Annotated in this window: 12 protein-coding genes; 11 read left to right on the top strand and 1 reads right to left on the bottom strand. The window is 63.5% G+C overall.

Annotated features, from left to right (window positions below; genetic code table 11):
- Positions 1-2 precede the first annotated feature (2 nt).
- The 5 genes from OKW28_RS27565 to OKW28_RS27545 all read left to right on the top strand — a co-directional run bounded on the left by OKW28_RS27565 (position 3) and on the right by OKW28_RS27545 (position 4,841).
- Positions 3-1,205 (top strand): tryptophan--tRNA ligase, encoded by a 1,203-nt coding sequence (locus OKW28_RS27565; protein WP_429450380.1) that lies wholly within the window; start codon positions 3-5, stop codon positions 1,203-1,205.
- A 28-nt stretch (positions 1,206-1,233) separates the two neighbouring features.
- On the top strand, positions 1,234-1,836 hold the full coding sequence (locus tag OKW28_RS27560) for a methyltransferase domain-containing protein (protein WP_429450379.1): 603 nt from the start codon (positions 1,234-1,236) through the stop codon (positions 1,834-1,836).
- Positions 1,837-1,879: 43 nt separating this feature from the next.
- On the top strand, positions 1,880-2,797 hold the full coding sequence (gene dapA, locus OKW28_RS27555) for a 4-hydroxy-tetrahydrodipicolinate synthase (protein ID WP_429450378.1): 918 nt from the start codon (positions 1,880-1,882) through the stop codon (positions 2,795-2,797).
- A gap of 123 nt (positions 2,798-2,920) precedes the next feature.
- Positions 2,921-4,060 carry an outer membrane protein assembly factor BamC gene (bamC, locus tag OKW28_RS27550; protein WP_429450377.1) on the top strand — a complete coding sequence of 380 codons (1,140 nt, stop codon included), beginning with the start codon at positions 2,921-2,923 and terminating at the stop codon, positions 4,058-4,060.
- 7 nt (positions 4,061-4,067) lie between these two features.
- On the top strand, positions 4,068-4,841 hold the full coding sequence (locus OKW28_RS27545) for an MBL fold metallo-hydrolase (protein ID WP_429450376.1): 774 nt from the start codon (positions 4,068-4,070) through the stop codon (positions 4,839-4,841).
- Positions 4,842-4,986: 145 nt separating this feature from the next.
- Here the strand turns inward: OKW28_RS27545 and OKW28_RS27540 are convergent, their stop codons facing one another.
- Positions 4,987-5,685, bottom strand: coding sequence for a Bax inhibitor-1/YccA family protein (locus tag OKW28_RS27540; RefSeq protein ID WP_018417558.1), 699 nt, complete (start codon positions 5,683-5,685; stop codon positions 4,987-4,989).
- Between the two features lie 268 nt (positions 5,686-5,953).
- Between OKW28_RS27540 and ndk the strand changes: the two genes are divergently transcribed.
- The 6 genes from ndk to OKW28_RS27510 all read left to right on the top strand — a co-directional run bounded on the left by ndk (position 5,954) and on the right by OKW28_RS27510 (position 12,553).
- A complete protein-coding gene (ndk, locus tag OKW28_RS27535) occupies positions 5,954-6,379 on the top strand; it encodes a nucleoside-diphosphate kinase (protein WP_429450375.1) in 426 nt (141 codons plus the stop codon).
- A gap of 210 nt (positions 6,380-6,589) precedes the next feature.
- The gene (gene rlmN / locus OKW28_RS27530) at positions 6,590-7,741 is read left to right on the top strand and encodes a 23S rRNA (adenine(2503)-C(2))-methyltransferase RlmN (protein ID WP_429450374.1); all 1,152 of its coding nucleotides are present in this window, start codon (positions 6,590-6,592) and stop codon (positions 7,739-7,741) included.
- Positions 7,742-7,953: 212 nt separating this feature from the next.
- Complete coding sequence (locus OKW28_RS27525) at positions 7,954-9,093, top strand: helix-turn-helix domain-containing protein (RefSeq protein ID WP_429450373.1); 1,140 nt, start codon at positions 7,954-7,956, stop codon at positions 9,091-9,093.
- Between the two features lie 85 nt (positions 9,094-9,178).
- Positions 9,179-10,495, top strand: a complete 1,317-nt coding sequence (gene ispG / locus OKW28_RS27520; protein ID WP_184057297.1) for a flavodoxin-dependent (E)-4-hydroxy-3-methylbut-2-enyl-diphosphate synthase — start codon at positions 9,179-9,181, stop codon at positions 10,493-10,495.
- A 21-nt stretch (positions 10,496-10,516) separates the two neighbouring features.
- A complete protein-coding gene (hisS, locus tag OKW28_RS27515; protein WP_429450371.1) occupies positions 10,517-11,857 on the top strand; it encodes a histidine--tRNA ligase in 1,341 nt (446 codons plus the stop codon).
- A gap of 66 nt (positions 11,858-11,923) precedes the next feature.
- Complete coding sequence (locus OKW28_RS27510; protein WP_429450370.1) at positions 11,924-12,553, top strand: YfgM family protein; 630 nt, start codon at positions 11,924-11,926, stop codon at positions 12,551-12,553.
- The last annotated feature ends 28 nt before the right edge of the window (positions 12,554-12,581 follow it).

Genomic DNA, 12,581 nt, shown 5'->3' with positions numbered 1-12,581 from the left:
CCATGTTCCCAGACCGTATCTTCTCCGGCATGCGGCCCACCGGGTCGCTGCACCTCGGCCACTATCACGGTGTGCTGAAAAACTGGGTGCGGCTGCAGTCCGAATACCCGTGCTTCTTCTGCGTGGTCGACTGGCACGCACTGACGACGCACTACGAAACGCCCGAAGTGATCGAAAAGAACGTGTGGGACGTGCTGATCGACTGGCTCGCTTCCGGCATCGATCCGGCGCAGGCGACGCTGTTCATCCAGAGCAAGGTGCCCGAGCATGCCGAGCTGGCGCTGCTGCTCGGCATGAGCACGCCGCTCGGCTGGCTCGAACGCGTGCCGACCTACAAGGAGCAGATGGAAAAGCTGAAGGACAAGGACCTGTCCACCTACGGCTTCCTCGGCTATCCGGTGCTGATGGCGGCGGACATTCTGCTGTATCGCGGCTCGCTCGTGCCGGTCGGTGAAGACCAGGTGCCGCACGTCGAGATGACGCGCGAAATCGCCCGTCGTTTCAACTACCTGTACGGCCGTGAGCCGGGCTTCGATGAGAAGGCGAACGAAGCCGCGAAGAAGCTCGGCGGCAAGCGGTCGAAGCTGTATCACGAGTTGCGCAACGCGTATCAGCAGGAAGGCGACGACGAAGCGCTCGAACGCGCGCGGGCGATGCTGCAGGAATCGCAAAGCCTGTCGATGAGCGATCGCGAGCGCCTGTTCGGCTATCTCGAAGGTTCGCGCAAGATCATCCTCGTCGAGCCGCAGGCGATGCTGACCGAGGCGTCGCGCATGCCGGGTCTCGACGGCCAGAAGATGTCGAAGTCGTACGGCAACACGATCGGCCTGCGCGAAGACGCGGAAACCATCACGAAGAAGGTCCGCACGATGCCGACCGACCCCGCGCGCGTGCGCCGCACCGATCCGGGGGATCCCGACAAGTGCCCGGTGTGGCAGTTGCATCAGGTCTATACCGACGAAGCGACCCACGAGTGGGTGCAGAAGGGCTGCCGCTCAGCAGGCATCGGTTGCCTCGATTGCAAGCAGCCGGTCGTCGAAGGGATTCTGCGCGAGCAGCAGCCGATGCTCGAACGCGCGCAGAAGTACATGGACGACCCGTCGCTGTTGCGCGCGATCGTCGCCGATGGCTGCGACAAGGCACGCCGGTTCGCGACCGAAACGATGCGCGACGTCCGTGAGGCGATGGGGCTGTTGTACAACTGATGCGCACCCGACGCACCGCGGTGCAGCGATGAGCACGCCCGTTACCAGTGGTTTGCATGGCCTCGGTGAACCGTCGCGCTGGGTGCGTCACTGGGCGCACCTGATCGCGCCGGGCGGCTCGGTGCTCGACGTCGCGTCGGGGGCCGGGCGGCATGCGCGCTTTTTTGCGTCGCTCGGCCATCCGGTCACCGCGATCGATCGCGACGCGGCTGCTCTCGACCTGCTGCGCGCCGCGCCGCTCGTCACACCTCTCGTGGCCGATCTCGAAGGCGCGACGTGGCCACTACCGGCCGATGCGGTGTTCGCCGCCGTCGTGGTCACCAACTACCTGCACCGGCCGCTTTTTCCGCAGTTGCTGCGCGCGCTCGCGCCCGGCGGCGTACTGGTTTACGAGACCTTCGCGCAAGGAAACGAAAGCGTCGGCAAACCCTCCAATCCGGCCTTTTTGCTCGCGCCTGGCGAACTGCTCGACACCGTGCGGGGCCACCTGCGGGTGATCGCATTTCAGGACGGATTTCTCGCCGAGCCGCGTCCGGCCTACGTTCAGCGCATCTGCGCGGTTCGGGAAACGGCCCGGGCGCATGATCCCGCACGGGCAACAGCGCCACCTTGTTACGAGTTGGCTGGCTAATCCGCTACAATCGCGGTTTACCTGATCATATTCATGGCGTTTCATGACTAACGGCAACCACAGCGGTCACCAGGACGGCGTTCAGATCCGCGGCAGCATTCCTGCCATCATCACTCCGATGCTCGAAGACGGCAGCCTCGATCTGCCGGCGTTTCGCAAACTGATCGACTGGCACGTCGAGGAAGGCACGAATGCGCTCGTCGTGGTCGGCACGAGCGGCGAGTCGGCCACGCTGTCGGTCGAAGAACACGTGCTGATGGTCAAGACCGCGGTCGAGCACACCGCTGGACGCATTCCTGTCATCGCGGGCGCGGGTGCCAATTCCACCGTTGAGGCGATCGAACTCACGCAACACGCGAAGGACGTCGGCGCGGATGCCACGCTGCAGGTCGTGCCGTACTACAACAAGCCGACCCAGGAAGGCATCTACCGCCATTTCGCGAAGATCGCCGAAACCGTCGATCTGCCAGTGATTCTGTACAACGTGCCGGGCCGCACCGTCGCCGACATGAGCAACGAGACCATCCTGCGCTGCGCGCAGGTGCCGGGCATCGTCGGCGTGAAGGAGGCCACGGGCAACATCGACCGCGCCGCGCATCTGATCAAGTCGGCGCCGGCGCATTTCGGCATCTATAGCGGCGACGACCCCACCGCGATCGCGCTGATGCTGCTCGGCGGTCACGGCAATATTTCGGTCACCGCGAACGTCGCGCCGCGCGCAATGAGCGAACTGTGCAAGGCCGCGCTCGCCGCGGACGTGAAGACCGCGCGCCACATTCATCTGAAACTCCTGTCACTGCACAAGTACCTGTTTGCCGAAGCGAATCCGATTCCGGCGAAGTGGGCGCTGCAGCAACTGGGGCGTGTGCAGGGCGGCATCCGCCTGCCGCTCACGCCGCTCGACGCGCAATACCACGAAGTGGTGCGCGGCGCGCTGCGCGAAGCGGGCCTGCTCGGCTGAACGGGCCGACCGTCCCGCCGCCCACGCAAGTCCGCCACCGGCATTTCATTAACCGACGTCGCTTCAGCCCACGTTCCCGGCAGATCGAACGAGGCATCGCGTTCCAGCATCACGAAGGACCTCATGAAACGTTCCGCACTTTCCCTCCACGCAACCCGCATGGCGGCGCTGGCGCTTGCCCTGTCGACGCTCGCCGGCTGTGACACGCTGAACGACTGGTTCGCTTCCGACCGCGTCAACTACAAGTCGACCTCGAGCGCGCCGCCGCTCGCCGTGCCGAGCGATCTGAGCACGTCGCCGAACGACCAGCGCTATGTGGCACCGCCGGCCAATCTGGCGCTTGGTGGCACGCCGACGCGCGCTGTCACGGCTGCCGGCAACGCGACCGAAGGTCAGCCGAACGCGCAGGATCCGCTCGGCATGCATATCGAGCGCGACGGCGACCGTCGCTGGCTGGTGGTAGACGGCCGTTCCCCGGAACAGCTCTGGCCGCAGCTGCAGGAGTTCTGGCAGGAAAACGGCTTCGTGCTGAAGACCGATGCGCCGGCCACCGGCATCATGACGACCGACTGGGCGGAAAACCGCGCGAACATTCCGGACGACTGGTTCCGCCGCACGATCGGCAAGGTCATCGACTTCGCCTATTCGTCGGGCACCCGCGACAGTTTCCGCACGCTGGTATCGCGCGGTCCGGACAGCGCGACCGATATCTCGATCACGCACAGCGCGATGGAAGAGGTGATGACCGGGCAGGACAAGACGTCTTCGCGCTGGGAAGAGCGTCCGCGTGATCCGGCGCTCGAGGCGCTGTTTCTCGCCAAGCTGATGCAGAAGTTCGGCCTGACTGAAGCACAATCGAAGCAGCTGCTGACCGACGCGCGCACCGCCGCCGCGCCGACCACGATCGAGCAGAACGCGGGTGCGTCGACGCTCGATCTGCAGGAGTCGTTCGACCGTGCCTGGCTGCGTGTGGGCCTCGCGCTCGATCGCACCAACTTTACGGTCGACAACCGCGATCGCGAGAAGGGCATCTACTACGTGCGCTTCGCGGATTCGATGCAGGAACTGAAGAAGGAAGGCCTGTTCGGCAAACTGTTCTACAGCGGCAATTCGACGCGTAAGCCGGGCCAGGAATTCCTCGTCAACGTGCGCGCGAAGGGCGACGCGGTGACGCAGGTCGCGGTCGTCGACGCGAATGGGCAGATCGACACGTCGTCGGACGCGCAGCGCATCGTGTCGCTGCTGCACGCGCAACTGAACTAAGGCGGTCGTGCGCTTCGCAAGTCTCGGCAGCGGCAGTGAAGGCAATGCGCTGCTGGTGGAGGCGCGCAGCGGTACGGTCACCACGCGTGTGCTGCTCGATTGCGGTTTTTCCGCGCGCGAAGTCGAGCGGCGTCTGACGCGGCTCGGCGCGAGTGCCGAGCACCTCGACGCGATCCTGATTACGCATGAACATAGCGATCACATCGGTAGCGCATTGACGCTGGCGCGCAAGTGGTCGATTCCGCTGTACATGAGCTGGGGCACCGCGCGCGCGGTGGGCGCCGACGAAGCCGATGTTGACCTGCAGGTGCTGTGGGGCGACGAGGCGGTATCGATCGGAGAGCTCAGCGTTCTCCCTTATACCGTTCCGCACGACGCCCGCGAACCGCTCCAATACGTGTTCTCGAACGGCGCGAGCCGGCTTGGCGTGCTCACCGACGTGGGCACATCCACGCCGCATATCAGCGCGGTGCTGAGTGGCTGCGACGCGCTCGTGCTCGAATGCAATCATGACGTGCAGATGCTCGCGGGCAGTCGTTATCCGCCGTCGCTGAAGGCGCGTATCGGCGGCAATCACGGGCATCTGAACAATCACGCGGCGGCTGAAATCCTGGCGTCGCTCGACCGCTCGCGCTTGCGGCATCTGGTCGCAGCGCATCTGAGCCAGCAGAACAATCTGCCGGAACTTGCGCAGGCGGCGCTGGCGCGCGTGCTTGACGCGGCTCCCACGGAGGTGGTGGTTGCGTCGCAGAGCGAAGGTTTCGCGTGGTTGACGGTGTGACTGTGGCGCCCGGTTGGCGTCCGGTCGCGCTGCACGCCGTGCAGCGGGTAGTCAGGTAATGAAAAAGCCCATAACGAGCAATCGTTATGGGCTTCTAATTTGAGCGTCGAGTGCGGCGTGGGGCACGCCGCACGACCGGGCAAACTTAATTGCGGTTGCCGCCGAAAATGCCGAGCAGCGCAAGCAGATTGACGAACACGTTGTACAGATCCAGGTAGATCGCCAGCGTCGCCGTGATGTAATTCGTCTCGCCGCCGTTCACGACGCGCTGCACGTCGAACATGATGTAGGCGGAAAAGATCACGATTGCCATGACTGAAACCGTCAGCATCAGCGCCGGCAGTTGCAGGAACACGTTCGCGACCGAAGCCAGCAGGATCACGATCACGCCCATGAAGAGCCACTTGCCGAGGCCCGAGAAGTCGCGTTTGCTGACCGTGGCGATGGTCGCCATGGCCGCGAAGATCACACCGGTGCCACCAAAAGCGAGCATGATCAGCGACGGGCCGTTCGAGAAGCCGAGCACGAACGCGAGAATGCGCGACAGCATCAGCCCCATGAAGAACGTGAAGCCGAGCAGTACGAAGACGCCGACGGCGCTGTCTTTGGTGCGCTGGATCGCGAACATGAAACCGAAGGCGATCGCGAAGAATGCCAGCATGCTCATGGCGGGGCTGGTGGCGGCGAACAGTGAGAAGCCGGTGGCAAGACCGACCCACGCGCCGAGCACGGTCGGAATCATGGACAGCGCGAGCAGCCAGTAGGTATTCCGTAGCACGCGGTTGCGTGTTTCGACCGTGCTGACCGCGCCGTTGCGGCCAAACATATACGGATGTTCGTTCATGATCTCTCCTTACCTCGGAAGCGTGTTTCGTGATGGTGATACGGCAATTTGCGAAGCGCCGGCGGGCGCACCGTTCATCCGTAAGATTAGCGCGGCAGCACGGAGTTTCAATACCTCCAGTCGCCCACATGGCCTACGCTACCAGTATTTCGCGCCCTTTGCTTTGATCCTTTCAATGCTGTAAGGGTTCAATCGCAATGATACACGGGAGCATGCTACAATAGCGGATTCATTTGAATCTGTAACTTCTTAATTTTTTGGAGTTTTTATGGCGATCGAGCGCACCCTGTCGATTATCAAGCCGGACGCAGTGGCCAAGAACGTGATCGGCCAGATCTATACCCGTTTTGAAAACGCTGGTCTGAAGATCGTGGCATCGCGCATGGTTCATCTGTCGCGTGCTGACGCCGAGAAGTTCTACGCCGTGCACGCAGCACGTCCGTTCTTCAAGGACCTCGTCGAATTCATGATCTCGGGTCCGGTGGTCGTGCAGGCGCTGGAAGGCGAAAACGCGATCCTGAAACACCGTGATCTGATGGGTGCGACTGACCCGAAGAAGGCAGAAAAGGGCACGATCCGTGCCGACTTCGCGGACAGCATCGACGCCAACGCGGTGCACGGCTCGGACGCACTGGAAACGGCCGCGATTGAAATCGCATTCTTCTTCCCCCAAGTCAACGTCTACTCGCGTTGAGCGCCTCGCGCTGAGGTCAGGCACTGGCCTCAGTCGCAAGCCGTGTCCACCTGGCGCGTTTCGTGCAGCCGAAATGTTTGATCGCATGAATCGCGCGCGTTGCACGGCAAAGTAGTAAGGTGAAAGCAGCAGGAATGGGCGCGAATGGGCACGGCGTTCATGCAGCTTGTTGCATGAACGTAGTCTCGCAATGAAATGGCAGGATTCGATATGACGAGCAGTCCCTCCGTCAACCTTCTCGACCTCGACGCCCAAGGGCTCGTCGCCTATTGCGACAGCCTGGGCGAGAAACCGTTTCGCGCCAAGCAATTGCAGCGCTGGATTCATCAATACAACGCTGCCGACTTCGAGGGCATGACCGATCTCGCGAAGTCCTTGCGCGAAAAGCTCAAAGGGCGCGCCGCGATCACGATGCCGGGCGTCGTCAGCGACCACGTTTCGTCGGACGGCACACGCAAGTGGCTGATCGACGTCGGAAACGGCAACGCCGTTGAAACCGTCTACATCCCCGAAGAAACGCGCGGCACGCTGTGTGTGTCGTCACAGGCTGGGTGTGCGGTCAACTGCCGGTTCTGCTCGACCGGCAAGCAGGGGTTCTCCCGCAATCTCACCACCGGCGAAATCATCGGCCAGTTGCGCATGGCTGAGTTTGCGCTGCGCGCGTCGCGTGGTGATGCTGGCGGCCGCGCGATGGGGGGCGACGGCAAGGGCGAGCGCGTCGTCACGAACGTCGTGATGATGGGGATGGGCGAGCCGCTGCTCAATTACGACGCGGTCGTGTCGGCCATGCGCCTGATGCTCGACGACAATGCATACGGGCTGTCGCGCCGGCGCGTCACGTTGTCCACTTCGGGCGTCGTACCGATGATGGACCGGCTCGGCGCGGATCTGCCGGTGGCGCTCGCAGTGTCGCTGCATGCCTCGAACGACGCGCTGCGCGACGTGCTGGTGCCGCTCAACAAAAAGTATCCGCTGCGCGAGCTGATGGCGGCGTGCGAGCGCTATCTGAAAGTCGCGCCGCGAGATTTCATTACGTTCGAATACTGCATGCTCGATGGCGTGAACGACAGCGAGGCGCACGCGCGCGAGTTGCTCGCAGTCACGCGTAACGTGCCGTGCAAGTTCAATCTGATTCCGTTCAATCCGTTCCCCGAGTCGGGCCTTATCCGTTCGAAGCCGGAACAGATCAAGCGGTTTGCGCACGTGTTGATGGACGCTGGCGTCGTCACCACTGTGCGCAAGACCCGCGGCGACGATATCGATGCTGCCTGCGGTCAGCTGGCCGGCGCGGTGAAAGACCGCACGCGTCTTGCTGAGCGCACCGGGAAGGCGGCGAAGGTGATCGAGGTTCGCGCCGTGTAATCGCGAGGGGCGGCAGGGCGTCGGCGTTCGGCGGAAAGCACTGCGAGCGCAAAAATGCTCCCATGCCACCGACGATTAAAAGAAAGTTTGCAGAATCGATCGGGAGCGGTACACAAAGCCGCACATTTTGTTATAAACGGTCTGCGATTTGGACGTGACGCTCGAGCCCGTCCGGTCGCACGATTAAAAGAATCGACGCGAAAGGATTTGGGATGAGTGAGCCGCAGCACCCGCAGCCACACGAGACAGACACGAGCGATGGCCATCCGGCACCCGTTGCAAGGGCGGTGGTCCAGCCTGTCGTGCAGCCGGCCCTTGATTCGTTGGCAGCGGTTGGCGCGCGCTTGACCCAGTTGCGCGAGTCGAAAGGCTGGACTATCGAGGACGTGTCGGCGCGGCTGAAGGTGTCGGTCGTCAAGCTGAGCGCGCTCGAGGCGGGCGACGTCAGCCATCTGCCGGACACGACGTTCGCACTCGGCGTCGTGCGCAGCTACGCGAAAATGCTGGGCGCCGATCCGGCGCCTTTTACGGCGGCGCTGCGTCGCGAGAAGGGCGTGCCGGCGCCGAATCTGTCGATGCCGGCGTCATCGGGCAAGGATCTGCCGCGCGGCAAGGTTTCCCTGTCGCTCGGCGACAGCGGGCATAAGAGCCGTTCGTGGCTGTGGGGCATTGCGGCGATCGTCGTCGCGGTCATCGCACTCGGGATGTGGCGCACTAACGGCGGTGATTCGTCCGCGTGGCTCGCGCGCCTGAAGGCAAGCGCGACTAGTTCGACTAGCAGCGACACGGCGGCTTCGGGCGCGGTCGCTCAGGGTCCGGCGACGGCGGCGGAAGAGGCATCGGCGCCGGACGCGGCGGCCACGGCTGACAACGCGGCGAGCGCGGATAATGCGGTGTCTGCGTCGGCAACGCCGATGCCGGCTCCGCTTGCCACTGGCACCGCCCCGGGCTCGGCCCCGGCAGCGAATACAGCGGCAACGCCGGCACCGACGGCCGCGGCACCGAAGGCCGGCTCGCAGGCTCAGGCACAGGCCGCCATGGAGAGCGCAAATGCACCGGCGGTCGTGGCGAACGCGTCGGCACCGGCGGTCACGCCAGCGCTCGGCGAGGCGGTCGTCGCGCTGCGCGTGACGCGGGACAGCTGGTTCAGCGTGCGTGACAAGAACGGCAAGGAACTGTTCTCCGGCCTCGTGCATGCCGGCGATCCGAAGGAAGTGACGGGTGTCGGTCCATTCAAGGTCACGGTCGGCAACAAGGCGGGTCTCGAGTCGGTGACGCTCGACGGCCAGCCGGTTGATCCGTCGAAATATGCGACAGCCAAGGGCAACGTGGCGCGCTTTGCGCTGCCTTGACAGATACGGTACGCGCCGCGGTCAACCGGTCCGCGGCGCTTTTTCAATTCAGGCGCTGCGTTTTTGCATAGCGCGTGCGGCGTAAATGGGTTTTTCGATGCAAACCGAAGCTCAATCCCAATCCTGTAGCAAGATCGTTTCAGACGAGCCGGTGTTCGGCGGCCCCGCGATGCGGCGCAAGTCGCATGCGGTCAACGTCCGCTGGGGCGGCCAGCTCGTGACCATCGGCGGCGATGCGCCGGTGCGCGTGCAGTCGATGACCAACACCGACACCGCCGACGCGATCGGCACCGCTATCCAGATCAAGGAACTGGCGCAAGCCGGGTCCGAACTGGTGCGTATCACCGTGAATACGCCGGAAGCGGCGGCGGCCGTGCCGGCGATCCGCGAGCAACTCGACCGCATGGGCGTGATGGTGCCGCTCGTCGGCGACTTCCATTACAACGGCCACCTGCTGCTGCGCGACTATCCGGGCTGCGCGGAATCGCTGTCGAAGTACCGGATCAATCCGGGCAACGTCGGGCACGGCGCGAAGCGCGACACGCAGTTCGCTCAGATGATCGAGACGGCGGTCAAATACGACAAGCCGGTGCGCATCGGCGTGAACTGGGGCAGCCTCGACCAGGACCTGCTCGCGAAGATGATGGACGAAAACGGCTCGCGCGCCACTCCGTGGGAAGCGCAAAGCGTGATGTACGAAGCGCTGATCCAGTCGGCGATCGGCTCGGCGGAACGTGCGGTCGAACTCGGCCTCGGGCGCGACCAGATCATCCTGTCGTGCAAGGTCAGCGGCGTGCAGGATCTGATTGCCGTGTACCGCGAACTCGCGCGCCGTTGCGATTTCGCGCTGCATCTTGGCCTGACCGAAGCGGGCATGGGCTCGAAGGGCATCGTCGCGTCGACTGCGGCGCTGTCGGTTCTGCTGCAGCAGGGGATCGGCGATACGATCCGTATTTCGCTGACGCCGGAACCGGGCGCGTCGCGCACAGGCGAAGTGATCGTTGGTCAGGAAATTCTGCAGACCATGGGCCTCCGGTCGTTCACGCCGATGGTGATCGCGTGCCCCGGCTGCGGCCGCACCACGAGCACCCTGTTCCAGGAACTCGCGTCGCAGATCCAGACCTATCTGCGTCAGCAGATGCCGGTGTGGCGCGACCAGTATCCCGGCGTCGAGCAGATGCACGTCGCGGTGATGGGCTGTATCGTCAATGGTCCGGGCGAATCGAAGCAGGCGAATATCGGCATCAGCCTGCCGGGCTCGGGCGAGAATCCGGCCGCGCCGGTGTTCATCGACGGCGAAAAAGTGAAGACGCTGCGCGGCGAGAACATCGCGCAAGAATTCCAGCAAATCGTGAGCGACTACGTCGAGCGCCGCTATGGCCGCGCCGACGCGCTCAACTAAATACCGGCTATCGAAACACAGATGACTGAACAGAAGAAAAAGCTCGAGAAGCTGTCTGGCGTGAAGGGCATGAACGACATCCTTCCGCAGGAAGCCGGGCTCTGGGAATTTTTCGAAACCACCGTCAAGTCGATGCTGCGTTCGTACGGATACCAGAATATCCGCACGCCGATCGTCGAGCATACGCAGCTGTTCACACGCGGTATCGGCGAAGTGACCGACATCGTCGAAAAAGAGATGTACAGCTTCACCGACGCATTGAACGGCGAAAACCTGACGATGCGCCCAGAAAACACGGCGGCCGTGGTGCGCGCGTCGATCGAACACAACATGCTGTACGATGGCCCGAAGCGTCTGTGGTATATCGGTCCGATGTTCCGTCACGAGCGTCCGCAGCGCGGCCGTTATCGCCAGTTCCACCAGGTCGGTGTCGAGGCGCTCGGTTTCGCGGGTCCGGATGCGGACGCGGAAATCATCATGATGTGCCAGCGTCTGTGGGACGATCTCGGTCTGACTGGCATCAAGCTCGAAATCAACTCGTTGGGCCTCGCTGAAGAGCGCGCCGCGCATCGTGTCGAACTGATCGCGTATCTCGAAAAGCACATGGACGTGCTCGACGAAGACGCGAAGCGCCGTCTCTATACGAACCCGCTGCGTGTGCTCGATACGAAGAATCCTGCGCTGCAGGAAGTCGCGCGGAACGCGCCGAAGCTGATCGATTTTCTTGGCGAAGAATCGCGCGCGCACTTCGAAGCTCTGCAGCGTCTGCTGAAGGCGAACAACCTTCCGTTCACGATCAATCCGCGTCTCGTGCGCGGTCTCGATTACTACAATCTGACCGTGTTCGAGTGGGTGACCGACAAACTCGGCGCGCAAGGCACGGTCGCGGCGGGCGGCCGCTACGATCCGCTGATCGAACAGCTCGGCGGCAAGCCGACGGCTGCGTGCGGCTGGGCGATGGGCGTCGAGCGGATTCTCGAGTTGCTGAAGGAAGAACAGCTTGTGCCGGAAGACGAAGGTTGCGACGTGTACGTGGTCCATCAGGGCGACACCGCGCGCGAGCAGGCGTTCATCATCGCCGAGCGTCTGCGCGATACCGGTCTCGACGTGATCCTGCATTGCAGCGCGGACGGTCAGTCGGCAAGCTTCAAGTCGCAGATGAAGCGCGCCGACGCGAGCGGCGCCGCGTTCGCGGTCGTGCTCGGCGAAGATGAGATCGCCAACGGGACGGTCGGCGTGAAACCGCTGCGCGATACGCAAGCCCACGGCGTTAAGAACGAGCAACAGAACGTGCCCGCCGAAGACTTGACCGAATATCTAATCAATGCGATGGTTGCATCCGCCGAAGACGGCGACGACTGATCGCGATGTCGTTGGGCCGGCTGGCTCGACACGCACACGTAGCAAGAATGAGGAAATCGCCGGGCAATGAGTTACCACGACGAACAAGAATCGATTGAAAGTCTGAAGGCATGGTGGAAGCAGTGGGGCAATGCGACCACGTGGATCGTGCTGGTGGTGTTGCTGGCAGGCGCGAGCTGGAACGGTTGGAATTTCTGGCAGCGTCGTCAGGCCGCGGAAGCCGCCGTGCTGTATGACCAGGTTCAGCAAGCCACGGCATCGGGCGATAAGGCGCAGATTGCGCGCGTCGCCGCCGACATGGAAGACAAGTTCGGCCGCACTGCCTACGCGCAGATGACCGCGCTCGGCGCCGCCAAGGCGCTGTACGCCGCTGGCGACGAAGCCGGCGCGAAAGCGCAGCTGCAATGGACGATCGATCACGCGAAGGACGACGAGTTCAAGCAGATCGCGAAGCTGCGCATGGCATCGCTGCTGCTCGACGACAAGGCATACGACCAGGGCCTCGCGCTCCTGGCCGAGCCACAATCCGATGCCTTCAAGGGCGTCGTGGCGGACCGCCGCGGCGACCTGCTCGCCGCCCAGGGCAAGCGCGACGACGCGCGCGCGGCCTACAAGCTCGCGCTCGACTCGCTGTCGAACAGCGACAGTTCGGCGCGCCAGCTGATCCAGTTCAAGCTGGATGCGCTTGGCGGCTGAGCGTCCCGCGCGGCGCGCCGCGAGCCAC

Origin of the sequence: Paraburkholderia sp. 40 (genome assembly GCF_050434105.1) — a bacterium.
GTDB classification, from domain to species: domain Bacteria; phylum Pseudomonadota; class Gammaproteobacteria; order Burkholderiales; family Burkholderiaceae; genus Paraburkholderia; species Paraburkholderia tuberum.
Note: the sequence above shows the minus strand (reverse complement) of the source record. Positions and strands in the feature narration are given on the sequence as shown.

Bases quoted from the DNA above. Each gene is read 5' to 3' on its own strand.
- ndk (WP_429450375.1), top strand. From the start codon at position 5,954: ATGGCGATCGAGCGCACCCTGTCGATTATCAAGCCGGACGCAGTGGCC.
- OKW28_RS27560 (WP_429450379.1), top strand. From the start codon at position 1,234: ATGAGCACGCCCGTTACCAGTGGTTTGCATGGCCTCGGTGAACCGTCG.
- ispG (WP_184057297.1), top strand. From the start codon at position 9,179: ATGGGTTTTTCGATGCAAACCGAAGCTCAATCCCAATCCTGTAGCAAG.
- OKW28_RS27540 (WP_018417558.1), bottom strand. From the start codon at position 5,685: ATGAACGAACATCCGTATATGTTTGGCCGCAACGGCGCGGTCAGCACG.
- OKW28_RS27525 (WP_429450373.1), top strand. From the start codon at position 7,954: ATGAGTGAGCCGCAGCACCCGCAGCCACACGAGACAGACACGAGCGAT.
- OKW28_RS27510 (WP_429450370.1), top strand. From the start codon at position 11,924: ATGAGTTACCACGACGAACAAGAATCGATTGAAAGTCTGAAGGCATGG.
- rlmN (WP_429450374.1), top strand. From the start codon at position 6,590: ATGACGAGCAGTCCCTCCGTCAACCTTCTCGACCTCGACGCCCAAGGG.
- dapA (WP_429450378.1), top strand. From the start codon at position 1,880: ATGACTAACGGCAACCACAGCGGTCACCAGGACGGCGTTCAGATCCGC.
- hisS (WP_429450371.1), top strand. From the start codon at position 10,517: ATGACTGAACAGAAGAAAAAGCTCGAGAAGCTGTCTGGCGTGAAGGGC.
- OKW28_RS27565 (WP_429450380.1), top strand. From the start codon at position 3: ATGTTCCCAGACCGTATCTTCTCCGGCATGCGGCCCACCGGGTCGCTG.
- bamC (WP_429450377.1), top strand. From the start codon at position 2,921: ATGAAACGTTCCGCACTTTCCCTCCACGCAACCCGCATGGCGGCGCTG.